Origin of the sequence: Amycolatopsis sp. NBC_00355, from assembly GCF_036104975.1 — a bacterium.
GTDB lineage: Bacteria > Actinomycetota > Actinomycetes > Mycobacteriales > Pseudonocardiaceae > Amycolatopsis.
Genome location: NZ_CP107982.1, coordinates 2,742,203 through 2,765,612, shown reverse-complemented (window position 1 = coordinate 2,765,612; position 23,410 = coordinate 2,742,203). Strand labels below are relative to the sequence as shown.

At 72.7% G+C, this 23,410-nt stretch carries 20 protein-coding genes; 13 read left to right on the top strand and 7 right to left on the bottom strand.

Annotated features, from left to right (window positions below; genetic code table 11):
• Positions 1 to 74: 74 nt before the first annotated feature.
• Positions 75 to 926: a MerR family transcriptional regulator gene (locus OHS18_RS11425; protein WP_328453216.1), complete on the top strand. Its 852-nt coding sequence runs from the start codon at positions 75 to 77 to the stop codon at positions 924 to 926.
• An 18-nt stretch (positions 927 to 944) separates the two neighbouring features.
• Here the strand turns inward: OHS18_RS11425 and qcrB are convergent, their stop codons facing one another.
• A complete protein-coding gene (qcrB, locus tag OHS18_RS11420) occupies positions 945 to 2,534 on the bottom strand; it encodes a cytochrome bc1 complex cytochrome b subunit (protein ID WP_328616959.1) in 1,590 nt (529 codons plus the stop codon).
• Positions 2,535 to 2,817: 283 nt separating this feature from the next.
• Between qcrB and OHS18_RS11415 the strand changes: the two genes are divergently transcribed.
• The 5 genes from OHS18_RS11415 (at position 2,818) to OHS18_RS11395 (ending at position 6,561) form a co-directional block, all read left to right on the top strand.
• The gene (locus OHS18_RS11415; protein WP_328616958.1) at positions 2,818 to 4,176 is read left to right on the top strand and encodes a TIGR01777 family oxidoreductase; all 1,359 of its coding nucleotides are present in this window, start codon (positions 2,818 to 2,820) and stop codon (positions 4,174 to 4,176) included.
• Positions 4,173 to 4,649, top strand: coding sequence for a TspO/MBR family protein (locus OHS18_RS11410; RefSeq protein ID WP_328616957.1), 477 nt, complete (start codon positions 4,173 to 4,175; stop codon positions 4,647 to 4,649). The genes OHS18_RS11415 and OHS18_RS11410 overlap by 4 nt, the downstream gene beginning before the upstream one ends.
• 5 nt (positions 4,650 to 4,654) lie before the next feature.
• Positions 4,655 to 5,194, top strand: coding sequence for a 2'-5' RNA ligase family protein (locus OHS18_RS11405; protein WP_328453224.1), 540 nt, complete (start codon positions 4,655 to 4,657; stop codon positions 5,192 to 5,194).
• Positions 5,195 to 5,313: 119 nt separating this feature from the next.
• Positions 5,314 to 5,751, top strand: coding sequence for an SRPBCC family protein (locus OHS18_RS11400; protein WP_328453226.1), 438 nt, complete (start codon positions 5,314 to 5,316; stop codon positions 5,749 to 5,751).
• Positions 5,752 to 6,561 carry a DUF1295 domain-containing protein gene (locus OHS18_RS11395; RefSeq protein WP_328616956.1) on the top strand — a complete coding sequence of 270 codons (810 nt, stop codon included), beginning with the start codon at positions 5,752 to 5,754 and terminating at the stop codon, positions 6,559 to 6,561.
• Between the two features lie 497 nt (positions 6,562 to 7,058).
• On the opposite strand, the gene OHS18_RS11390 is transcribed toward OHS18_RS11395, so the two are convergent.
• Together OHS18_RS11390 and OHS18_RS11385 are read right to left on the bottom strand one after the other, a co-directional pair.
• Positions 7,059 to 8,600, bottom strand: coding sequence for a sensor histidine kinase (locus OHS18_RS11390; RefSeq protein ID WP_328616955.1), 1,542 nt, complete (start codon positions 8,598 to 8,600; stop codon positions 7,059 to 7,061).
• Positions 8,593 to 9,267 (bottom strand): response regulator transcription factor, encoded by a 675-nt coding sequence (locus tag OHS18_RS11385; RefSeq protein ID WP_328453234.1) that lies wholly within the window; start codon positions 9,265 to 9,267, stop codon positions 8,593 to 8,595. Before OHS18_RS11385 ends, OHS18_RS11390 begins: the two co-directional genes overlap by 8 nt.
• Positions 9,268 to 9,360: 93 nt before the next feature.
• Here OHS18_RS11385 and OHS18_RS11380 point away from each other — a divergent pair, with 93 nt between their 5' ends.
• The 4 genes from OHS18_RS11380 to OHS18_RS11365 all read left to right on the top strand — a co-directional run bounded on the left by OHS18_RS11380 (position 9,361) and on the right by OHS18_RS11365 (position 14,342).
• The gene (locus OHS18_RS11380; protein ID WP_328616954.1) at positions 9,361 to 10,107 is read left to right on the top strand and encodes an ABC transporter ATP-binding protein; all 747 of its coding nucleotides are present in this window, start codon (positions 9,361 to 9,363) and stop codon (positions 10,105 to 10,107) included.
• Positions 10,107 to 12,596: an FtsX-like permease family protein gene (locus OHS18_RS11375; protein WP_328616953.1), complete on the top strand. Its 2,490-nt coding sequence runs from the start codon at positions 10,107 to 10,109 to the stop codon at positions 12,594 to 12,596. Before OHS18_RS11380 ends, OHS18_RS11375 begins: the two co-directional genes overlap by 1 nt.
• Before the next feature lie 280 nt (positions 12,597 to 12,876).
• Positions 12,877 to 13,872 carry a YncE family protein gene (locus OHS18_RS11370; protein WP_328616952.1) on the top strand — a complete coding sequence of 332 codons (996 nt, stop codon included), beginning with the start codon at positions 12,877 to 12,879 and terminating at the stop codon, positions 13,870 to 13,872.
• A 170-nt stretch (positions 13,873 to 14,042) separates the two neighbouring features.
• Positions 14,043 to 14,342 (top strand): hypothetical protein, encoded by a 300-nt coding sequence (locus OHS18_RS11365; RefSeq protein WP_328453242.1) that lies wholly within the window; start codon positions 14,043 to 14,045, stop codon positions 14,340 to 14,342.
• 309 nt (positions 14,343 to 14,651) lie between these two features.
• Here the strand turns inward: OHS18_RS11365 and OHS18_RS11355 are convergent, their stop codons facing one another.
• Complete coding sequence (locus OHS18_RS11355) at positions 14,652 to 17,786, bottom strand: LamG-like jellyroll fold domain-containing protein (RefSeq protein WP_328616951.1); 3,135 nt, start codon at positions 17,784 to 17,786, stop codon at positions 14,652 to 14,654.
• Between the two features lie 658 nt (positions 17,787 to 18,444).
• Here OHS18_RS11355 and OHS18_RS11350 point away from each other — a divergent pair.
• Positions 18,445 to 18,918: an SRPBCC family protein gene (locus tag OHS18_RS11350; RefSeq protein ID WP_328616950.1), complete on the top strand. Its 474-nt coding sequence runs from the start codon at positions 18,445 to 18,447 to the stop codon at positions 18,916 to 18,918.
• A 9-nt stretch (positions 18,919 to 18,927) separates the two neighbouring features.
• Here OHS18_RS11350 and OHS18_RS11345 read toward each other — a convergent pair whose 3' ends face one another.
• Together OHS18_RS11345 and OHS18_RS11340 are read right to left on the bottom strand one after the other, a co-directional pair.
• The gene (locus OHS18_RS11345; protein ID WP_328453247.1) at positions 18,928 to 19,305 is read right to left on the bottom strand and encodes a MerR family transcriptional regulator; all 378 of its coding nucleotides are present in this window, start codon (positions 19,303 to 19,305) and stop codon (positions 18,928 to 18,930) included.
• Positions 19,306 to 19,384: 79 nt separating this feature from the next.
• Positions 19,385 to 20,419: an alpha/beta fold hydrolase gene (locus tag OHS18_RS11340; protein WP_328616949.1), complete on the bottom strand. Its 1,035-nt coding sequence runs from the start codon at positions 20,417 to 20,419 to the stop codon at positions 19,385 to 19,387.
• A 134-nt stretch (positions 20,420 to 20,553) separates the two neighbouring features.
• Here OHS18_RS11340 and OHS18_RS11335 point away from each other — a divergent pair, with 134 nt between their 5' ends.
• A complete protein-coding gene (locus OHS18_RS11335) occupies positions 20,554 to 21,201 on the top strand; it encodes a class I SAM-dependent methyltransferase (protein ID WP_328453251.1) in 648 nt (215 codons plus the stop codon).
• Between the two features lie 81 nt (positions 21,202 to 21,282).
• Here OHS18_RS11335 and OHS18_RS11330 read toward each other — a convergent pair whose 3' ends face one another.
• Positions 21,283 to 22,266 carry a PaaX family transcriptional regulator gene (locus tag OHS18_RS11330; RefSeq protein WP_328453253.1) on the bottom strand — a complete coding sequence of 328 codons (984 nt, stop codon included), beginning with the start codon at positions 22,264 to 22,266 and terminating at the stop codon, positions 21,283 to 21,285.
• A 223-nt stretch (positions 22,267 to 22,489) separates the two neighbouring features.
• Between OHS18_RS11330 and OHS18_RS11325 the strand changes: the two genes are divergently transcribed.
• A complete protein-coding gene (locus OHS18_RS11325; protein WP_328616948.1) occupies positions 22,490 to 23,407 on the top strand; it encodes a transporter substrate-binding domain-containing protein in 918 nt (305 codons plus the stop codon).
• Positions 23,408 to 23,410 lie beyond the last annotated feature (3 nt).

The window sequence follows — 23,410 nt, the reverse complement described above, 5'->3', positions numbered from 1 at the left end:
ACTGTATGCTGTGGCGTGACCGGTCGTCATCCACGCAGGTGGGAGGCGGTGGCCGGCGAACACCGGGAGACGGCGTGACCGAGACGTCCGAAGCACGTTCGCTCGGCTCGAGCGAAGTGGCGCGAGCGCTCGGGGTGTCCCAGGTGACCCTGCGGACGTGGGAGAAGCGCTACGGGATCGGCGCCGCCCACCGGGAGGGCAACAACCGCCGGCGGTACACCCCGGAGGACGTCGAGCGGCTGCGCCGGATGCGGGCGCTGCAAGCGCAGGGCACCAGCGCGCGCGACGCGGCCCGTCTCGTGTTGTCGCGCTCGGCCGCCGAGACGACCGTCCGGCGACGCCGGGAGCGGCTCGCCGAAGCCGCGGAGTCCTTCGACCTGCCCACGATCGGCGGGCTGGTCGACGACGCGTTCACCAGCCTGGGCGTGGCCAAGACGTGGACCGAGGTCGTCGCGCCGGTGCTGCGCGTCATCGGCGAACGGTGGGCCGAGCACGACGATCGCCACGCGATGGTCGCCGAATGGGCGCTGGCCACCACGGCCTCCGCGGCGATCGACCGGTACGCGGCCCCGGCGGCCGCGCTGCCGGGCTCGGCGCCCGTGCTGTTCGTCTGCGGCCCGACCGAGCGGCACGAGCTGCCGGTCAAGATGCTCAGCGCGGCGCTGAGCGACGACGGCGCCGCGGCGGCGTTCCTGAGCGGACCGGTCTCGGCCGACGTCCTGCGGGCGATGTCCGCCCGGTTCACCCCGCGCGACGTCGTGGTGTGGTCGATGACCGCGCAGTCGGCCGATGTGCGGCTCCTGCGCGTTCTGAGCGCCGAAGGGGTGCCGGTGCGCCCAGCGGGTCCGGGTTGGCGGGGGCTGCCGACGGTGGGCGAGCCGCTCCCGCCGTCGTTCACGGAGGCTTTGGGTTCTTTCGGCAGCTGATCCGGCCGGCCGGCGCGATCACCGGCGCCCTCGTTGCAACGCACGGGTTTCGTCGTCGGGATCCGGGCGCAGCAGCGAACCCGGCACCGCGTGGCCGGCGGTGCCCAGCTTGTTCATCTTCTTCGGCACCGGCGCGCCCTGGTATTCGAGCGGGATCGCGTGGCCGTGGCTGTCTACGCCGCCGAGCGGCTGGTGGACTTCGATGAACTCACCGTGCGGCAGCCGCTTGATGATGCCCGTCTCGACGCCGTGCTCCAGGACTTCGCGGTCGGCCCGCTGCAGGCCGACGCACAACCGGTAGGCCGCGAAGTACGCCAGTGGCGGTCCCACGAGCAGACCGATCCGCCCGGCCCAGGTCAAGGCGTTGAGCGAAACGTCGAACTCGAACGCGAGGATGTCGTTGAAGCTCGACAGCGTGAGCACGAGGAAGAACGTGATGGCCATCGCGCCGATGGACGTGCGGACCGGGACGTCACGCGGTCGCTGGAGCAGGTTGTGGTGCGCGTTGTCGCCGGTGAGCTTCCGTTCGATGAAGGGGTAGCTCAGCAGCAGCGTCACCAGCACGCCGATGCCGATGGCGCCGGCGAAGAAGACCGGCGGCACGGTGTGGTCACCGAGGTAGAGCTCCCACGCCGGCCAGATCCGCAGGAGACCGTCGGCCCAGCCCATGTACCAGTCCGGCTGGGACCCGGCGGAGACCTGGGAAGGGTTGTACGGGCCGAAGTTCCACACCGGGTTGATCTGGAACAGGCCCGACATGAGCGCCAGCACGCCGATGACCAGCGTGAAGAACGCGCCGCCCTTGAGGGCGAAGTACGGCATGATCCGCACGCCGACGACGTTGGTCTCCTTGCGGCGCACACCCGGGAACTGCGTGTGCTTCTGATACCACACCAGCGCCAGGTGCGCCCCGACCAGGGCGAGCATGATGCCCGGCAGCAGCAGGATGTGCAGCGTGTACAGGCGCGGGATGATCTGGTCGCCCGGGAACTCCCCACCGAACAACGCCCAGTGGATCCAGGTGCCGATCACCGGCACCGACAGCACGATCCCCGACAACGTCGCCCGGATCCCGGTACCGGAGAGCAGGTCGTCCGGCAGCGAATACCCGAAGAACCCCTCGAAACACCCCAGGACCAGCAGCAGACCACCGATCACCCAGTTGGCCTCACGCGGCTTGCGGAACGCGCCGGTGAAGAACACCCGCAGCATGTGCACCGCCATCGACGCGACGAAGATCAGCGCCGCCCAGTGGTGCAGCTGCCGCATGAACAGCCCACCGCGGACGTCGAAGGAGATGTCCAGCGTCGTGCGGAACGCCTGCGACATCTCCAGGCCCTGCATGTTCTTGAAACTGCCGTGGTAGACGACCTCCTGCATGGAGGGGTCGAAGAACAGCGTCAGGTACACCCCGGTCAGCAGCAGGATGATGAAGCTGTAGAGCGCGATCTCGCCGAGCAGGAACGACCAGTGGGTCGGGAACACCTTGTTCATCTGGTGCCGCAGGCCCTTGGCCAGGCGGTAGCGCTGATCGGCGTTGTCCGCGGCGTCGCCCACCGCCCGCTCGATCGCGCTCGACCCCTTGGTCGGCGTGGTGAGTGAACTCATCGGCGACCTCCTCCGGCAGTTGCCCGCCCGGTGATCGTCACCCGGCCGCATCACCGACGCAACAAAAACCAGGCCCGTGCATCGAAGTTGGAGCGCACCCGTCACGGATCGGAAACCCGCCGGATCGAGTGCGCCAAAGGCGTAGTGGCCGTCCCGGCGAACTTCGCCGCGCTCGTCGAACCCATTTGCATCGCATCTGAATCGCATTCGGAGTGCGACAGCGTGGCGCGCGACTTACCCTTCGCAGGTGTCCGGATCGAAGGTGCGTCGCGGAGGTGATCGCGTGGCTCTCGAGTTCTCCACGGTGGTGGCCGCCCCGCTCGACGAGGTGTTCGCCTGGCACGGCCTGCCCGGGGCGATCGTGCGGCTGACGCCGCCGTGGCAGCCGGTCAAGGTCGGTGCCGAAGCCGGATCGCTGCGCGACGGCCGGGCCCGGCTGAACCTGCCCGGCGGCCTGCGCTGGGTGGCGGCCCACGAGCCGGCCGGGTACCAGCCGCCGCACCGGTTCGTCGACCGGCTGGACACGCCGGTGCTGGCGAAGCTGGTGTCCTGGCGGCACACCCACGGCTTCGCCGCCGACGGTCCTGATCGGACGGTCGTCACCGACCACGTCGAAACCCGGGTGCCCGAAGCGCTGCTCCGGTCGATGTTCGCCTACCGCCACCGTCAGCTCGCCGCCGATCTCGCCGCCCAGCACCGCTACTGGCACGAACCGCTGACCGTGGCCGTCACGGGCGCGAGCGGCCTGGTCGGGACCGCGCTGACGGCGCTGCTGACCACCGGCGGGCACCGGGTGATCCGGCTGGTGCGACGTCCCGCGCGCACCCGCGACGAGCGGACGTGGGACCCGGCCGCACCGGCCGCGGGCCTGCTGGCCGGCGTCGACGCGGTCGTCCACCTGGCCGGTACTTCCGTCGCCGGGCGGTTCGACGACGGGCACCTGAAAGCCGTGCGGGACAGCCGGATCGGCCCGACCAGGGCACTGGCCGGGCTGGCGGCCCGCACCGCCGACGGCCCCGGGGTGTTCGTGTCGGCCTCGGCCGTCGGCTACTACGGCCCCGACCGCGGCGACGACGTCCTCACCGAAGACAGCAAACCGGGCGACGGCGCCTTGGCCGACATCGTCGCCGAGTGGGAGGCGGCCACCGAACCCGCCGCGGCGGCCGGGATCCGGGTGGTGCAGGTCCGCACCGGCCTGGCGTTGAGCCCGCGCGGCGGCCTGCTGCGGCTGCAGTACCCGTTGTTCGCCGCGGGGCTCGGCGGGCCGCTCGGCGCGGGCCGCCACTGGACGCCGTGGATCGGCCTGGACGACCTGACCGACATCTACCTGCGCGCGCTGACCGACCGCGGCCTCGACGGGCCGGTCAACGCCGTGAGCCCCGAGCCGGTGCGCAACGTCGAGTACACCCGGGTCCTGGCCCGCACCCTCAAACGCCCGGCCCTGGTGAAGGTGCCGCCCTTCGGACCGCGGCTGCTGCTCGGCCGGGACGGTGCCCGCGAGCTGGCCTTCGCCGATCAGCGTGTGCAACCGGAACGCCTGCTCGCGGCCGGGCACGTCTTCCGGCACGCCCGGCTCGGCGACGCGTTGGCGCACCTGCTCGGCACGGCCGCCGACCCCTCGACCGTGGGAGAGCCGGTATGACCACCGTGCACCGGTCCGCCCCGGCGCCGGTCGCCTTGGCCGGCTTCCTGGCCGCGGTGGCCGTCGTCGCCGTGGTCGGCGGCCTGGCCGCGTCGTCCTCGCGCGCGGTGTACGCCGGGCTCGAGCAGCCGCCCTGGGCGCCGCCGTCCTGGCTGTTCGGTCCGGTGTGGACGGTGCTGTACCTCCTGATCGCCGTGTCCGGCTGGTGGTACTGGCGCGCCGGCGGAACACGCGCCGGCTTCACCTGGTACGCGGTCGGGCTGGTGCTCAACGCGGCGTGGACGCCGTTGTTCTTCGCCGCCGGCGCCTACACGCTCGCGCTGGTCGAGATCGTGCTCCTCGACGTCGCGGTGGCCGGTGCGGTCGCGGTGTTCTGGCGCCGCTCGCGCGTGGCCGCCGCGCTGCAGATCCCTTATCTGGCTTGGACCTTGTTCGCGACCGCGCTCAACACCGCGATCGTCGTGCTGAACTGAACGGCGTGCCGAAAGCCGGGCCGCCGCTGGTGATCACGCTCGCCGTCGACCGGGAATCCCAGCGCGCGTGGGACGAATTGCGCCGGACGTGGTTCCCGCCCGAGCGGCTGAAGGTGGGCGCGCATGTCACGCTCTTCCACGCGCTGCCGGGCGAGCACGCGGACGCCGTCATCGCCGACTGCGCCGAGATCGCGGTGCGGTACCCGCGTTTCCCCTTCTCGGTGGACGGGGTCTACTCCCTCGGCGGTGGAGTCGCCATCGCCTTGTCCTCCGCCGCATTGACGTCCCTGCACGGGGAACTGCGGACCCGGTGGCGACCGTGGCTGACCGCGCAGGACGCGCAGCCGCTGAAGCCGCACGTCACCGTCCAGAACAAAGTCGGCCGCGAAACTGCGAGGGCGACCATCGAGGCGCTCCGCCCGGACTTCGGGCCCGAGACGGGTTCGGCCACCGGGCTCGCGGTGTGGCGTTACCTGGGCGGGCCGTGGCAGCCGGTCACCTCCGTCGACTTCGTGACGCCCGCTGCGCGGCAGGCGGAGGAGTGACCATGAGGCGGGTCACCCGGGCGGGTTGTTTGGGCGCCGCCGGTGCCGGGGTAGCCGGTGGATCCGTGCCGGGCGCGGAATTCGCGACCGTCATCGAAGCTCGTCGAAAGGGTGGATCCATGACCACTGTTTCCCGCACGTTCACCGTCGATCCCGCTCCCGGCGTCGTCGTCCCCTACCTGGCCGACTTCGGCCACGCCGAGCAGTGGGACCCCGGCACCGAGCGCTGCACCCGCAACGACAGCGGCCCGGTCAAGGTCGGCTCGTCGTGGCACAACACCTCGAAGATCGCCGGGATCAGCACCGAGCTGACCTACACCCTCGAGCAGCTCGCCGGCGATCGCGTCGTGCTGGTCGGGCGCAACGACACCGCCACCTCCACCGAGACCATCGAGGTCACGCCGAGCGGCACCGGCTCCGAGATCACCTACACCAACGAGCTGCAGTTCCACGGCCTCGCCAAGGTCGCGGCCCCGCTGGGCAAGGTGGTCTTCGAAAAGCTCGGCAACGACACCGAGAAACAACTGACCGACGTGCTCAACGGGCTGGCCCGCTGAATGGGACGACGTACGCTCGACACGGCGAACCTGCGCCGGGTGGCCGGGTTGTCGGCCGCCGTCGTGACGGTCGCGCAGGCCGCGACGGCGGTGGTGGCGCTGCGGAAGGGCCGGCGCGACTACGCCGACGCCGTCTGGGGTCCCGGCTTGGCGGCCGTGGCGGTCACGAGCGCGCTGGCCGGGCGCGGTGACGCTCGGCGGCGCTGGGCGCTGGCCGCGCTCACCGTCGCGTGGGCGGCCCGGCTGGAACGGCAGATGCTCGGCCGGCTGCGCGGCAGCGACGAAGAGGATCCGCGCTACACCGAGTTCCTGGAGGGCGCCTCGACGCCGGCGGTCGTCGGCAAGGTGTTCCTCACCCAGGGGCTGAGCCAGCTGCTGGTCTCGGCTCCGGTGCAGCTGGCCGCCGCCGGCGCCCTGCCGCGCGGCAGGCGTCGGTGGCTGGCGCCGGCGGGACTGGCGGTCATGGCCGGCGGGGCCGTGGTGGAGGCGCTGGCCGACCACCAGAAGACGGTGTACTCCCGGCAGGACAGGGACGAGCGGCCGGAGGTGCTCGACACCGGCCTGTGGGGCTGGTCGCGGCATCCGAACTACTTCGGCGACTCACTGGTGTGGGACGGCGCGTGGCTCACCGCGGCCGCGTCGCCGCCCGGCCTGTGGACCCTGCCCGCGCCGGCGTTGATGAGCTACCTGCTGATGTTCGCCACGGGCGCCAAGCGCACCGAGAAGCGCATGCAGGACCGCCCGGGTTACCGCGACTACCAGAAACGGGTGGCGTTCTTCTTCCCGCGGCCGCCGTCCGGACGGACCTGAGAACGCGTGGTTTCAGGGTGCGAGTGCGGACACGCGCTTTCCGGGACGCCACCCGGGCCCGCACGTCCACCTCACTCGCCGCGCTGCCCGGCACCGGGGAGTCCATCGGCAGCAGTGCCGCTTCGTGGACGACGGCCAGGTAGACCGCGCGGCACCACGCCGGAACGGTGATTTCGCTGGCTTCTCGCGGCCGCCCGAACAGCAGTTCCGGCTCGGCGGTGACTTCCGGGCTCATGGGGTGGACGGTATCCGCGGCGAGGCTACCCGGGAGAGGGAATGGTTCAGGCGTCACGCTTCCTCGCCACTGTGATTGCGAAGGCGAGCAGGTGGACAAGGACACCGGTCCCGCGCCGTGGGCGCGGGCGTTGGACGCCCCGGTGCCGGTGAGGAACTTGCCGGCGACGTTGAACGGCAGCCACTGGTGGATGTTCCGGCCTACGCCGGGGACGAGCCGGACCGGTTTTTCCACGGCGAGTGCGTAGACCAGCAGCAGGTCTCTACCGGATCTCCCGGAACCTGGTGGGATGGGTCGGCGGCCGACGACTGGGATCGTGTGCTTGCTGTGGTCTCGGCAGCCGCGCGATCAGCCGGGCGCCCGTCGTGCTGTCCGCCGCGCGGAGCGAGCCGCCGTGGCGCGTGGCGATGTCGCGGGCGAGGGTGAGCCCGAGGCCCGAGCCGCCGGCGTCGCGGGCGCGGGCTTCGTCCAGCCGGGCGAAGCGCTCGAAGACGCGTTCGCGCTCCTCGGGCGGGATGCCGGGGCCGTCGTCGAGCACCTCCAAGACGATTTCGGCCGCGGTTCGTCCGAGGGTCACGGTGACGGTGGTCCGCGCGTGCCGCACCGCGTTGTCCAGGAGGTTGCGCAGCAGGCGTTCCAGCTGGACCGCCGCACCGGGCACCGGCGCCGGACCGTCCACAACGGACCGCACGACCGGGCCGCCGGTGCCGAGCGCGCGTTCGGCGACCTGCTCCGCCACGACGTCCGCGAGGTCGACGACGCCGGACGGCGGCGTGGCCTCGGCCGGGTCGGCCGCCAGCTGCAGCAGGTCCGCCGTGATGCGCTGCAGGCGCCGCACGTCGTCCAATGACCGGTGCGCGACCGCCGGCCAGTCCGCCCGGTCCGGGTGGGTGAGCGCGACCTCGAGGGCCGTGCGCAGGTTTGCCAGCGGGCTGCGCAGCTCGTGGCTCGCGTCGGTGACGAACTGTTCCTGCTGGTCGTGCGCCTGCTGCAGCCGCTCCAGGGTCTCGTTGGTGGTCCGCGCCAGCTGTTCGACCTCGTCGCGGGAGCGGGGGACGGGGACGCGCCGGTCGAGCCTGCTGCCGCTGACCCCGGCCAGCTCCCGCCGGATCGCCTTCACCGGCCGCAGCGCGCGCCCCGCCGTGTACCACGCGACCAGCGCCGTGAGCACCACCGCGAGCGGGACGAAGAACCTCAAGGTGTCGTCGAACAGCGCCAGCGTGCGGAGGGTGTCCCAGGGCAGCACGAACAGGTACAGCGTCAGCCTTTGCGGCGCCGCGCCGGACCCGGTGCCCAGCCCGTGGTCCAGGGTGGTGCCTTCCCGGCCGAGCGGTTCCACCAGCGCGGCCGGGACGTTCTCGACGACCCGGCCCAGCACGGTGTAGCCGCGGTACTCCCGCCAGCCGGGGTGGGTGCCCGGCCGCAGGGTGACGCCGGTGGTGGTGGTCCAGTTCGGCGCCGCGTCCGCGGGGGCGGGCGGCGGCGGGGTCCACGCGGGGTCCCAGCGGCGCAGGTCGGGGCTGCTGACCACGGATTGCCCGGAGTCGGCGACCACGCTGAAAAGCGCGTCGCCGGAGCGGACGCCGGCGGCCAGCGCAGCCCGGCCGCCCCCGGCGGCGGCGACCGCGTAGGCGTCGGCCATCCGCCCGAGCTCAGCATCGGTGCGGGCGACGGCGGTGCCGCTCAGGCGGTCGCTGAGGAATTGCCGCGTGCCCAGCCAGCCCAGCGTGAAGACGGCGACGCAGAGCAGCGTCGCCGAGAGCGCCGCGCCGCGCCGCACCGAAACCGGCCACCACCTACTCATCGGCCACCAGCCGGTAGCCGATCCCGCGCACGGTGGTGATGGTGCGCCGGCCGAACGGCGCGTCCAGCTTCCGCCGCAACGCGCTCACGTAGACCTCGACGATGTTCGGGTCGCCCCGGTAGGCGAGGTCCCAGACCTGCTCCAGGATCTCGGGTTTCGCCACGACCTGGCCGTCGTGCCGCAGCAGGCACTCGAGCACCGCGAACTCCTTGGTGGTCAGCGACACCGGCTGCCCGGCCCGGCGGCACGTCCGCTTCGCGGGGTCGAGCACCAGGTCGCCGAAGGCGAGCGCGGCGGGTGCGCCGGCGCGGCCCCGCCGGGTGAGGGCGCGCAGCCGCGCGGTGAGCACCACGTAGGAGAAGGGTTTGCCCAGGAAGTCGTCGGCGCCGGTGTCGAGCGCTTCGGCTTCGTCGTACTCGCCGTTCTTCGCGGTGAGCATGAGGATCGGCGTGCTCACCCCGCGGTCCCGCAGCGCCGCGCAGACGCGATAACCGTTGAGCTTCGGCAGCATGATGTCGAGCACGATCACCTGATAGGGGTACTGCTGTGCCAGGGCCAGGCCTTCCTCGCCGTCGCGCGCGAGGTCCACGGCGTAACCGTCGGCCTCCAGTCCCCACTGGAGCGTCTCGGCCAGCCGCGCTTCGTCCTCCACCACGAGCACCCGCATACCGCCGATCTTCGCAGATCCGCGTGCGGCTTCCTGAAACGTTCTTCAGGTCGGTTCAGGAGGCGTTCAGGCGACCTCGGCCAAGATCGCCGCATGCAGCCTGACACAGTGGACGGTCCCGCCGCGGCGGGCGTGACGGACGTCGTGAAGACCCACGGCCGGGGAGACACCGCGGTACGGGCGCTGGACCGCGTCACGCTCGGTTTCCCGGCCCGCCGCTTCACCGCGATCATGGGTCCCTCCGGCTCGGGCAAGTCGACCCTGCTGCACTGCCTGGCCGGTCTGGACACTGTGGACAGCGGAAGCGTCCGGATCGGACAGTCGGAGCTCACCGGGCTGTCCGACGCGGCGCTGACCCGGGTGCGGCGCGACCGGGTCGGGTTCGTGTTCCAGTCGTTCAACCTGCTGCCGACCATGAGCGCGGAGGAGAACATCCTGCTGGGGCTGCGGCTGGCCGGGCGCCGGCCGGACCGGACGTGGTTCACCACGGTCGTCGACGCGCTGGGCCTGGGGCCGCGGCTGCGGCACAAGCCGGGAGAGCTTTCCGGCGGGCAGCAGCAGCGGGTCGCGTGCGCGCGTGCCCTGGCCGGCCGGCCGGACGTCGTGTTCGCCGACGAGCCCACCGGCAGCCTGGACTCGCGCTCGGGTGCCGAGGTCCTCGGCTTCCTGCGCACGTCGGTCCGCGAACTCGGCCAGACGGTCGTGATGGTGACCCACGACCCGGTCGCCGCCTCCTACGCCGACCACGGCGTGCTGCTCGCCGACGGCCGTGTCGCCGCGCACCTCGCCCGGCCGACCGCCGAGACCGTGCTCTCGGCGCTCACCGGCCTGGGGGCGTGATGCCGCGGACCGTCCTCGCCGGGCTCCGGGCCCGCCCCCTGCGGCTGCTGCTCTCGGCGGTCGCCATCACGCTCGGCGTGGCCTTCGTCGCCGGGGCGTTCATCCTGTCCGACGCCGTCGGCGCCCGGCTGCGCGCCGGGGTCGCGTTCGAGACGCGCGGCGTGGACGCGTCGATCAGCGCCACCCGCAGGGGCGCGGTGCTCGACGAGTCGACGTTGGCGAAGGTCCGCGCCGTGCCCGGCGTCGCCGCGGCGGAGGGCCGCGTCACCGCGAGCGCGCCCGTGCGCGACATCACCGGGCGCCCGCAGGATGCGGCCGTCACGGCCTTGGCCGCGGATCCGGGACTGCGGCCGTTCGACCTCGCCGACGGCCGGTTCCCGCGCACCACCGGCGAAATCGCGATGGACAGCGCCACCGCCGCGGGCCGGGTGTTCGGGCAACCGGTGACCGTGTTCGGTGAGGACGGCCGGCCGCGCACGTTCGACCTCGTCGGCACGTTCACCCGGCCGGCGGGCTCCGGTCTCGGCGGTGCTCCGCTGGTGCTGCTGCCCGGGGCCGTGCACGAGCTGGCCTCGGGCACGTCGATCGGCGAAATCGTCGTGCGGGCGGCTCCTGGTGCCCCGTGGCTCGTCGCCGACCTGACGCGGGCTGTGGGCGGCCGGGGCGTCGAGGTGCGCACCGGGCGGGAGGCCGCGGCGCGGTTGCTGCGTGAGACCGCGCCGGATTCGACGGGGCTGACGAAGTTCTTCACGGCGTTCGCGGTGCTCGCGATGATCGTGGCCGCGATGGTGATCACCAACTCCTTCACCATCCTCGTCGCGCAGCGAGCACGGGAGCTGGCGCTGCTGCGCTGCATCGGCGCGGGGAAGCGGCAGGTCTTCGCGGGGGTGCTCGCGGAAGCGGTGGTGGTGGGCGCGGTCGCGTCGGTGGCCGGGTTGTCCGGCGGGCTCGGCATCGCGGCCGTCCTGCAGGCGATCACCGGGGAGGCGGTCCACCTTCCACTGGCCGGCCGGACGGTCGTCGCGGCGCTCGCGGTCGGGGTCCTGGTGACGGCCGTCGCCGCGGCCCTCCCGGCCTGGGCCGCGACCCGCGTCGCCCCGGTCGAGGCTCTGCGGACCCCGCTGGAAGGGCGCTCCGCCCGCCCGAAGCGGCCGCGAGCGGTGGTGGCGGCCGTCCTGCTGGCAGCCGGCGTCGCGGCGGCCGTGGCGGCGCTGCACGCCGAGGCGGAGTCCGGCGCCGCGCTCGCGGTGACGGCGATGGCCGCGTGCCTCGCCGCGCTGCTGGCAGCCGGCCCGCTGCTGGCCGGCCCGGTCGTCCGGCTGCTGGGCGTGGCGGCGACCCCGCTGCTCGGCCGCCCGGCGCGGCTGGCCGCGCTGAACGCGGACCGCAACCCGAAGCGGACCGCCGCCAGCGCCGCCGCGCTCACCATCGGCCTCGCCGTCGTGGCCCTCGTGACCACGATGGCCGCGGGCGTCGAAGCAGGCCGCGGCCAGGGCCTGGCCGAGCAGCTGAGGGCGGACTTCGTCGTCACGTCGGTGGCCGCGACCCGGCCGTTGCCCGCGACCCTCGCCGACACCCTCGCGGCGGTGCCGGGGGTCGCGGTCGCCGCGCCCCGGCACTCGTTCTCCGGCGACCTGGGGCGCTACGGCGCCTACGGGATGGCGGCCGTGCGCGGTGACGCGATCGGCAGCCTGCTGCGGCCGGTGGTGCTGTCCGGACGGCTCGACCGGCTCGGCCCGGGGGAGCTGGCGGTGAGCGGGGAACTCGCCGCGGAGACCGGCCTCGCGGTCGGCACCACCGTGCGCGCCGGGCCGGCGGACCGGCCCGTGCCGCTGCGTGTCGTCGCGGTCTACGACGCCGTCGACGTCCCGGGCGCCGATCTGGGACTCGCTCTGGTCGATCTCGGCCAGCAGGCCGCGATCGCGCTCGGCGACCACGGCTACGACGACAGCGTCCTGGTGCGCCTCGCGCCCGGCGTGCGCGGAGACCAGGCCCGTCCGGCCCTGGACCAGGCCCTCGCCGGCGCGCCGCTGGCCCGGCTCGACAGCGTCGCCGAGGTCGAGGACCGGCTGTCGGCGCCGCTGCGGGGCACGCTGGACCTGTTGTGGGCGCTGACCGCGCTGGCGGTGCTGATCGCGTTCGCCGGCATCGCGAACACGCTGTCGCTGTCGGTCCTGGAGCGGACGCGGGAATCGGCGCTGCTGCGCGCGCTCGGCCTGACCCGCGCCGGTCTCGGGGCCACGATCGCCGCGGAGTCGGTGTTCGTCGCCCTGCTCGGCGCCGCGTGCGGCCTGGCTCTCGGCGTCGGCTCGGCGTGGCTGATGACGCGGGTGGCGTCGACGCCGGGCGAACCGGTGCTGTTCGCGCTGCCGTGGGGCCGGCTCGGGGTGCTGCTGGCGGCGTCGGTGCTGGCGGCGCCGGTGGCCGCGGTGCTCCCGGCCCGCCGGGCGGCGAGGGGCTCGCTGACGATGGGGATGGCGGAACAGTGAGTCGCCGCGCAGGTGCGGCCCCGGTGAACGGCGCCACCGGCGGCTGTCCGGCCACGACACCGCGTCCGGCGTCCGGCGTCAGGGGAGCCCGATCCCGTGAGCCGACCGTCCACTGTGGATCAACGCGGGGATCGGGTGGTCTCCGCGGTCCTGGTCCGACGCGCCCTCACCGCCGGGACGGAAAGGCCGATCTTACGGCGTGCTTACCGAACGCTTCGCCGGCCCGCTCGCCCGGCGTGGGGTGCCTAGGGTTGGCGGCCTTCGTAGGAAAGGGGTTCCGGTGCGTCTCGCTCCTTGGTGCCTGGCTGTCGTCCTCCTCGCCGGCTGCTCGAGCCCGGTCGCGGACAAACCCGCCGAACTGCCGCCGGCCGCCGAACCCGCCGCCGCTCCCGGGGTGGCCCGGACGCCGGCCGGTCAGGTGCTGCCGATCGGCTCGGCGCCCGAAGGTGTCGTCGCCGACGCGGTCACGCACCTGGTCGCGGTCGGCGTCCGGAAGCCGGACGCGCTCGCCCTCGTCGACGCGCGCACCGGGCAGGTGGTGAAGCGGGTGCCGTTGCCCGGCTGGCTGCGCCACCTCCAGCTCGCCGCGCCCGGCGGGCCGGTGCTGGTCCCCGATGAGACGTCCAACTCGTTGCTGACCGTCGCCCTGCCCGGGGGCGAGGTGACCACGACGGTGGTGACCGGCGTGGTCCCGCACGACGCGACCCGGGCCGCCAACGGCTCGTACTTCGTCGCGAACGAGCTGGGCAAGAGCGTGGCCGTCGTCCGCGACGGGCACGTCGTGCACACCTTTCCCGACGTCACCCAGCCGGCCGGGCTCGCGGCCGTGGGTGATCTCGTCGGGCTGGTCGACGTCCGGCAGAACGATCTCACCGTCTACGACGCGGGGGCGCTGCGGCAGGTCGGACGTGTCCCCGCCGGTGCCGGGCCCACGCACGTGCTCGCCGACAAGCGCGGCCACCTCGCGGTGGCCGACACCCGCGGCAACGCCGTCCTGCTCTACCGGCTCACGCCGCGGCTCGAACAGATCGGGAAGCTGACGCTGCCGGGAACGCCGTACGGGATCGCTTACGACGCGGTGCGCGACCGCATGTGGGTGACGCTGACCGCGCGCAACGAGGTGGTCGGCATCGACCTCGCCTCCGGTACGCCGACTGAGGTCGTGCGGCTGCCGACCGTGCGGCAGCCGAACACGGTCGGCGTCGACCCGGCGACCGGGAGGCTGTTCGTCACCGGTACCGCCGACGGCGTCCTCGAGCTGATCGACCCACGCTGAACGGCACGCCGGGTGATGACCGCCGCGCCGGTCGCGATGGGAACTCGTCCTGCCGCCACTGTGTGAGTCCACAGTGGCCGATCGGCTGCCGCAGCCGTAACGCTCAGGTAAGGATCACGGGCGGCGTGACGTGGGACGCTCGACGTATCACCGAATCGGGAGGATATGTCATGACCCACCAGCATTCCTGGCGCAGGATGGTCGCGAAGCCGGCCGGAATCCGCCCCCTGCATTGGCTGGTGATCGTCGGCTACGCGTTGGTGGTCGCCGGTGGCGCCAAAGGCGTTTCGCTGTTCACCGCCGGGATGATGACGGGTTTGCCGTTGGTCGGCGGTTGGCTGATGCTCGCACTGGGGCTGGCCTATGCCGGAGTACGTGTCCGTCCGTCCATCGGTGGTGCGCTGCTCGTCGGATTCGGTGTCGGCGCCGTGCTGGTCGTGTTCTTCGCCGGGATGCGGATGGTCGGCTGAGAGAAACGCCGGTGGCCGGGATCTTCGTGAACACGGGGAACGCGACCGCCGTCGCCGATCTCGGCTTGGCGATCGGCACCGGCACGGATGCTGCGATCGAGGCGAACCTGTGCTGGGCCCTGGCCTGCACCGTGGCGGCGTTGCCGCCGCCGGCGGCGGGCCTGCCGAACCCGATGATCGCGGGCGTCGAGCTGTCCGGTCGTGTCCGGCAGCCTGCGCCTGACCCGGTTCCCGGGCACAGCGGCGCGGGTACCGCGCTCGACAGCGCGGTACCCGCGTCGCAGGCGTGCCGGTCCGAGGCACCGGCGATCAGGAGAGCCGGGCCACCTCCGCGTCCGTCAGCGCCTTGCCCACCACGTCGACGTCGTCGACCGCGCCGCGCCAGAAGTCGACGTTGCCGCCGTTGTACTTGGCCCGCCCGACCGTGAACGCGCCGGTGCCCGCGACCGCCGGACCGGCCGGGGCCGTCGCGACCTTCACGCCGTCCACGTAGAGCCGGATCTCGTTGCCGGCCCGTACACCCGTCAGCTCGTACCAGCGGCCGATCTCCGGCACGACCTCGTAGCGGGCCCGGTTGCCGCCGGGCGTGCTGAACGCGAACGCGCCCTGCCCGTACTGGAGGTAGAACGGGCTTTCCCGCTCCCGGCCGTCCTGGCTCACCGCGGTCGCGTAGTTGCCGGGCAGCTCGTCGAGCCGCACCTTCGCGGACACGGTGTAGTCACCGGTCGTGTCGACGACCGGGCCGTAGGTGTCGGCCGAGCCACCGGTGAACTGCAGCGCGCCGTCCTTGAACGCCACCCCGGTCGGGGTGAGCGTCAGCGGGTTGTTGCCGCCGCTCGAGTCCCTCGCGGTCGTTCCCCCGCGCTCGTCGAGGTTCCACGCGGCCTTCCCCGCGTAGGGATAGGGCTTGCCCGCGTTGGCACCGGCCTCGATCACGCGCCGGTTGATCTCGCGGACCGGACCGGGATCGACCTTGAGGCGCTTGCGGTCGTAGGTCCAGAGCCCGTTGAGCTCACCTTCCAGGTCGGTGACCTGCGTGTAGACCGAGGCCGACAGCTCGGCCCGGGCCTGCCCGAGGTAGAACGTGCGGGTGTTGTCGACGTACTTCGCCGTCAGCGCCGCCTTGTCCGCCACGCCGCTGTAGATCGCGATCGGCGCACCCGGCCACTGGTGACCCGGCGTGCGCAGCGTGAAGCCGCCGTGCTCGCCGTCCATCGCGACGCGCCTGCCGTCCGAGGCGGCCGGATCGGTGTTGTTGTAGTCGTGGTGGTCGATGACGTCGCCGCGGCCCGAGTCGCCCTTCGAGGCGCAGCAGTTCACCCCGCTGTGGGCGTTGACGATCCGGCTCGGGTCGGCGGCCTTGACCTGGTCGGCGATCCGGCCGGTCGCGGCCTTGTCCCACTCGCCCCAGCCCTCGTTGAACACGATCCAGGCGTAGATCGACGGGTAGTTCTGCAGCTGGTGCATCTCTTCCAGGCCCTGGCTGAGCCACGCCTGCTGCGCCGCGGGGTTGTTGCCGTCGTCGAGGGACACGAAGTCCTGCCAGACCAGCAGGCCCAGCTGATCCGCGTGGTAGTACCAGCGGGCCGGCTCGACCTTGATGTGCTTGCGGACGGCGTTGAAGCCGAGGTCCTTCTGCGCCTTCAGGTCGAAGACGAGGGCGTCGTCGCTCGGCGCGGTGTTCAGGCCGTCCGGGTAGAAGCCCTGGTCCAGCTGCATCAGGGAGAAGAACGGCTTGCCGTTGAGCGTCAGCTTGGGGACGCCGCCGACGTTCGTGATGCCGGTGGACCGCATGCCGAAGTAGCTCTTGACCTTGTCGCCGCCCAGCTTGATCTCCAGCTGGTACAGGTACGGGTCGTCCGGCGTCCACAGGTGCGGGTTCGGCACCGGCAGCTTCAGGTTCGTGTTCGCCGGTCCGCTGACCGTGCCGATCTGCCGGCCGCGCGTGTCCTTTGCGACCGCCGTGACAGTGGCGTTGCCCGCGGACTTGACGTTCAGCGCCAGCGAGCCGGTGGTCAGGTCGGGAGTCGTCTTGATCTCGTCGATGCCCTTGTCCGCCACCGGTTCCAGCCACACCGTCTGCCAGATGCCCGACGACGGGGTGTAGAAGATGCCGCCGGGGTTGGGGGACTGCTTGCCCTTGGGCTGATACGGGCCGGTCGTGTCGGTGACGGCGACGACGATCTCCTGCTCGTCGCCGCGCTTGAGCGCGTCGGTGATGTCGGCGCTGAACGCCGTGTAGCCGCCGGTGTGCTCCGCGACGACCTTGCCGTTCACCCACACCTTGGCCTGGTAGTCGACCGCGCCGAAGTTGAGCTTGAGGCGCTGCCCGCCGCCGATCTTCCAGTCGCGCGGGACGGTGACCGTGCGGCGGTAGAACATGTGGTCCTCGTGCCGTTCGAGCCCGGAGAGCTGCGACTCGATCGGGTAGGGCACGACGACCTTCTCGGGCAGCCGCTTGCCGAACGCAGGCTGCTGGCCTTCCTTGGCGGCCGAGAACTCCCACGGGCCGTTGAGGTTGACCCACTTGTCGCGCTCGAGCTGCGGCCGCGGGTACTCCGGCAGCGGGTGGCGCGTGTCGACGTTCTCGCCCCACGTCGTCCGGAGCCGTTCCGTCGACGTGTTCGCGGCACTGCGGATGACCTTGCCGATCTTCGTGCCGTTCACCGCGAGCGCGCCGGCGCCGTCGTAGTAGACGCTGACTCGCTGGCCCTTCAGGACCCTCTCGGCCAGCCGGATCGTGACCCGGTCGCGGTTCGCTGTGACGAGCGAGACCGGCATCGGCGTCGCGTCGACGTCGATCCGAAGATGGTCCTTCAGGTCGTTCGAGCCCGAGACGCGGCCGTCGAAGCCGGCCGTGAGCGTGCGGCCGTCCTGGGACACCTCCGCCGTGCGCGGCACGACCTGGTAGTCGGCCGGCGGCGTGAACGCCGACAGCGGCACGATCTGCTTCGCGATGGCCGCGCTCGACCAGCGCAGGAACATGTTGGCGCCGCCGGTGTCCTGGAACATCTCCAGCTTGAAGTCGTACTGCTTGCCGGCGGCCAGCGTGACCGGCGCGCCGGTCTGCTCGGTGTCCCAGTCGCCGACCCAGTGGTCGATCACCGGTGCGCCGTCGATGAACAACCGGAACCCGTTGTCGCCGATGGCGTAGAACGTGTAGTCGCCGGTCTGCGGCACGGCGATCTGCCCGGTCCACCGGGCGGTCGTGTGCTCCGTGCGCCCGGTGACCAACCCGAAGACCGAGGTCAGGTCCGGGTGGTCGACCTCCGAGTCGAGCGCGGTGCCGGCCAGGTCGGCGAAGTCGTGCGCGTCCGGCGACGACGGCGTGAAGTACTCGGCTTTCAGGCCGTGCACGGGCTCGGCGGCACCGGCGGGCGGCGTTCCCGACGCCACGCCCAGCGCCACCAGCAAGGCGAGGAGGACGGAAGCGGCTCTTCTCATCGGCGAGATCCCCTTCGTTTTTACAACGTTGTAAAAAGCTCTGCGAGGATCCAAACAGATAAATCGGACTCCCCGATACCGCCGAATGTCGGTATCTTGAGGGCCACTTGCCCCAGGCAGCTCGGTAACCATGTGCAGCCCGCCGGCACGGGTAGGGGTGGTCGAGGCCAGGTCGGCTGTGAAGTCTGGGCCTCAGTGCCGCTCTCGTGGAGTCCGGCCGGCGCCGCGTCGAGGATCGGCTGCCGGATGTTCCGGGGTGCGCAGCCAGGTCGTGAGCCGGTCTCGGAGGTTGTCGCTGCTGCGGCGCGGACCTCCCCGGCCTCGTCGGCGAGCAGCGCCTCCAGGAGGTCGCAGCGGGTCGCGAAGTTGCCGTACCGCGTGGCCGAGCCGACCCCGGATGTCCGGGCGATCCTGGCCATCGACGTCTCGGCTCCGGTGGCGGCGAACGCGGTACGGCCGCCCCGGGCACTCGCGGCCGGGTCACCGGCGCCGTGGCGGCGGTCGCCGGTGGGTTGGCGGGGGCGTGGCCGCTGTCGCCGGCCGGGTCCGGGCTCGTCGTCCCGGGGTTCGGGATCTTCGGTGCCGAGCTGGGAGCGAACCTCGTGCTCCACGCCCGCAGCGGTGACCGATCCGTGACGGCCGCGGATAGGGTGGCGGCATGAGCCGCTGGGTCGTGTCCGTCGAGCGCCGCATCGCCGCCCCGGCGGACCGGATGTACGCGTTGGTCGCCGATCCCTTGCGGCACAAGGACATCGACGGGTCCGGCTCCGTGGTCGAGGCGATCGACGTCAGCTCACCCGGCCGGCCTCTCGGCCTCGGTGACCACTTCGGCATGAGAATGGACCTCCGCGGCAAGTACGTCATGACGAGCACGGTGATCGAGGCCGTGCCCGGCCGTCGCTTCGCCTGGCAGAGCCGGCCGCACGAAGACTCGGTCAAGTGGCGCCTGGTGTTCGGCGGCCGGATCTGGCGTTACGAGTTCGAGCCGGCCGGCGACGGCACTCTGGTCCGGGAGAGCTGGGACCTGAGCGAAGAGCCGCTGCGGGTGGTCGTCGCGGGGGGACGGTGGGCGGCGCGGGCGGCGATGCACCGCACCCTGGACCGGATGGCCGGGCTCGTCGAATCGCCGTGAGCGCGGCCGTCAGCTGCCGGCCGCCGCCCGGAGGGACGCGCGGTGGGCCCGGTTCGCGGCGAGGAGACCGTCGAGGGAGTCGCGGGTGTCGACGAGGTCGGCGATGTGCCGGGTCAGCTTCTCGCGTTCCTGCTGCATCCGCTCGAACGCGGCGTCGGAGTTCCCCTCGCTGGGGGCTTCGACGCAGGGGAGCAGCTCGGCGATCGTGCGGCTGGACAGGCCGGCGTCGAACAGCCGCTGGATGAAGGCCACCCGCTCGACTTCCCGGTCCGTGTAGTGCCGTTGCCCGCTGGTGCTGCGGGTGCTGGTGAGCAGGCCCTGTTGTTCGTAGTAGCGCAGGGATCGCACGCTCACCCCCGCTTGTGACGCCAGTTCGCCGATCCGCACGACGTCCTCCCGGTTGCGACCTGTGACAAGAAGGGATCGACGTCGGATCTTAGCGTGGTGCGCCGTGCCCTCGGCGCGGTCACAGCAGGCCGGCGGTGGCGGCGTGCGCGGCGGCCGCCGCGCGGGACGACACGCCCAGCTTGCCGCGGATGTTCGACACGTGCCGGTGCGCCGTGTGGGCGCTGATCCCGAGCCGGCGCGCGATCTCCTGGTCGCTCAGCCCTTGGGCGACCAGGCGGAGCACGTCGAGTTCGCGGGCGGAGAGCCCGCCGGCCGGCGAGCCCGGCCGGCGGGCTCGCCGGCCGACGCCGAGGAACTCCCGCACGGGCCGGACGAGGGCGTCCGTGTCGCCGCGCCAGGGCAGGTGGTCGGTTCCGTCGAGCGGGACGAAGGTGGCGCCCGGGATGCGCGCGGCGACGTCCCGGCCCAGGGCGAACGGGATCGCGCGGTCGTCGCGGCGGTGCAGGACGAGGGTGGGGACCTCGATCGCGGCCAGCCGGTCCCGGACGTCGAACGCGTACACCGCCGCGAGCGCGCGCTCCGCCTTCGCCGCGGACAGGGCGGCGCGCTGGAACCGGACGAACTCGTCGCGCTCCACCGCCGTCGCGGTCGGCAGGAACAGGTCGGCGAGGATCCGGGAGCCCACGCCCCAATGACGTCCGAGCAGGGTCAGCAAGGAATCCCGTGCTTCCGCCGCGGCGATCTCGGTGCCGCGGGCGTAGCTGCCGTACAGGACGAGCCGTTCCACGCGGTCCGGGTGGGCCGCCGCGTACGCCATCGCGGCGCAGCCCGCGGACGAACCGCCGAACAGGCTCACCTTCTCCCCGGCCGCGTCGACGACGGCGCTCAACGCGGCCACCTCGTCGGCGAGCGAGGTGACCAGGGGCCCGGCGGGGTCGGACATGCCGACGCCGGGCCGGTCGTAGCGGACGAGCGTGAACCGGTCGCCGAGCAGCCCGCCGAACCGCCGGAACAAGGGGTTCCGCCAGTCCAGCTCGAGGTGCCCGCACCACCAGTTGCCGACGACGAGGGGCGGGCCGGCGCCGGCGGTGGCCCAGGCGACCGTGCGATCGCCCGCGGCGGCGAAGCGGACGGCTTGGTCTTGTCCCGGCATTTCCCCAGCTTAGGCCGGTGCGCGAGCCGGCGTGGCCGGTTCCGGCCAGCGCCCGGAATGGCACGGGCGGGTGATGCGGTGGGCAGGCGGTGGCTGGTGTGCTGCGTCGCATCAGCGGTGGTGGAGGAGGAACGATGGCCGGAGGGGACAGCGTGGGGGCACGGGACGGGCTCTGGGACCGGTTCGGGGCGGCGTTGTACGACCCGTTCCTGCGCCGGGGGGAGCGGCTGGGCCTGGCCGGCCGGCGCGCGGAGCTGCTGCGGCGCGCGCACGGCCGGGTGGTCGAGATCGGCGCGGGAACCGGCCTCAACGTGCGGCACTACCCGGAGGCGGCGGAGGTCGTGCTGAGCGAGCCCGTCCCGGCGATGTACCGGCGGCTCGAAAAGCGCGTGCGGGGGCACGCCGGGATGCGGCCGGTGCGAGCCGCCGCCGACGCGCTGCCGATGGCGGACGCCAGTGTCGACACGGTCGTGTCGACCCTGGTCCTCTGCACGGTGCCCGACGTCGATCGGGTGCTGGCCGAGCTCGTGCGGGTGCTGCGGCCCGGTGGCCGGCTGCTGTTCTGCGAGCACGTGCGGGCCGAGGACCCGAAGCAGGCGCGGAAGCAGACCCGCCTGGCGGGACCGTGGGCGGCGTTCGCGCAGGGCTGCCGGTGCGACCGCGACACGATCGCGCTCGTCAAGCAGCGGTTCGACATCGAGGACCTGAGCACGGCGCGCTGGCGCGGGATGCCGTCGGTGGTCCACCCCCTGGTCATCGGGACGGCGACGCCCACCCGCTGACGCCGGCGGCCGCCCGGCCCGCGGCGCCGTGGTGCTGCCGTCGAGCGCTGTTTCCCGTACGGACGACCGGGAAGATATCTCTCACTGACGGCGTGCTTCGTCCAGCCGGCGGGCCTCGGCGGCCTGCTCGAACGGCGTGTCGCCCGCCGCGTGGTGGTCGCCCAGGCCGGCGAACAGGGCGGCCACCTTCGCCGAGTCGTGGTGGGACGCGAGCTCGGCCAGCGTGGGGTCGGTGGCGGTCAGCAGCTGCCGGAACCGCAGCTCGGCGAGCGGGCCGAGCCGGTCGTAGATCTGCAGGAACACCTTCTGGGCCCGGTCGCGCGCCCAGCCGGCGGGCAGCAGCTCGGCGGGCAGGTCGGGGTCGGTCTCCGGGAACCGGCGCCAGTCCACACGCAGCTCGGTGCGGGTGCGCAGCGCCTGCGCCGGGCCGACCAGGCCGGCGTCCAGGCCGGTGAGGACCTGTTCGTAGCGCTCGACGAACTGCTCGTACTCCCGGGCGAGGGGCTCGAGGTCGAAGGCCGCGACCGGGCTGCCGGCGTCGCCGGGGACCTCGGTGGCGCGGAAGACCGTCGCGCTGCGGAGGTCGAGTTCGCGCAGCGCGGCGAGCGCGGGCGCGGACAGGTCGTACGGGCTGACCCACACGCCGTCGTAGAGGGCGGCGAAGCGCAGGACCCGCAGCCGCGAACGCAGCGCCGTGCGCAGCCCGCGGTCCTGCTCCGGCACGGAGAAGGTGACGACCGTCCACTGGCCGTCCCACTCGGGCGCGGACGTGCCGAAGGTCAGCATCCGGTGGGTGCGCTCGATGATCACCTCGGACGTGCGGGCGGGGATGCCGTACGCCGTCGTCCGCCCGCTTCGCGACACGGTGAGCAGGCCCCGCGCGGCGAGGCGGCGGATCGCGGCCCGGGCGCTGGCCGGGCTGATGTCGAACTCGCCGAGCAGCTCCACCAGCGCGGCCGAGGGGATGTGCTCGTCGCGCCAGTACCAGAAGTCGCCGAGCAGGGACGTCAGGAGGAGCTGCGGTTCGGCTCCCTGCTGGGAGCGGGGCAGCGGGCCGGTCGTCATCGCGCGCGTGCCTCTCCTGGGTTCGTCTTCAGGGTTCGTTCCGGCGTTCGGCCGGGGTCGCCCGCCGCGGGTGTCCATGGTGACAGTCCCGGCCGGGCGGCCGGGACGAGGGGTTGAATCACGCGACACATCATGCGACGATCGGCGCGCAGATAGCAACCAATCTCCCCTCCCGGGTTCCCGCGCCGCCCGTCCGGACGGCCTTCCTCAGGAAGACAACGACATGGGTTCCTCACTTCGTCAATGGCGTCGAAGCCCGCTCGCCGTGGTCGCCGCCGGCCTCGTCCTGGCCGGCTGCACGGTCGAGGAGGGAGCGGCCACGGCGCCCACGGCCGCCGCCCTGACCGCCGACCAGGCGCTGCACGACCAGCTGCCCCAGGCGGTCAAGGACGCCGGGATCATCCGGTTCGCCGGGGACTCCCACCCGCCCTACCGGACCGTCGGCCCGGACGGCAAGACGGTGACCGGCATCGACCACGACTTCCAGGAGGCGCTCGGCCAGCTCCTGGGCGTGCGCACGGAAACCACCGTCGTCAGCGGTCTCCCGGCCGCGCTGCAAGGCATGCTCAGCGGCCGTTACGAGGCTTTCAACGGTCCCGTCAAAGCCACCGCCGAACGCGAGAAGCAGTTCGACACCGTCACCTGGATGACCACCCGCACCGCCTACGTGGTGCCCGAAGGGTCCGCCGCCGGCATCAAGCAGGCCGCCGACCTGTGCGGTAAGCGCGTCGCCGTGGTCACCGCCAGCGTCGTGGAGGACCAGCTCGCCAAGCTGTCCACCTTCTGCCAGGGCCAACAGCGCCCGGCCGTGCAGGTGGTGGGGCTCGACGACACGAACGCCACCCTGCTGGCCGCCAAGTCCGGCCGGGCGGACGCCGCCGGGATGACGCAGGCCGCGGCGATCGACGTGACCTCCCAGCAGAAGGGGCAGTACGAGTACGTGACGCAGACCGAGGAGCAAGGCGCCACGAAGGACAACCTGGCGCTCTACACGCCGAAGGCCGGGAAGCTCGGCCCGGTGCTGCAGAAGGCCTTCGAGGAGCTGTTCCGCAACGGCACCTACACCCGGATCATGAAGCAGTGGGGCCTCGGGGACGTCACGGTCCCGCAGCCGCTGTTCGACGCGGCCACCGCGAAATGACCG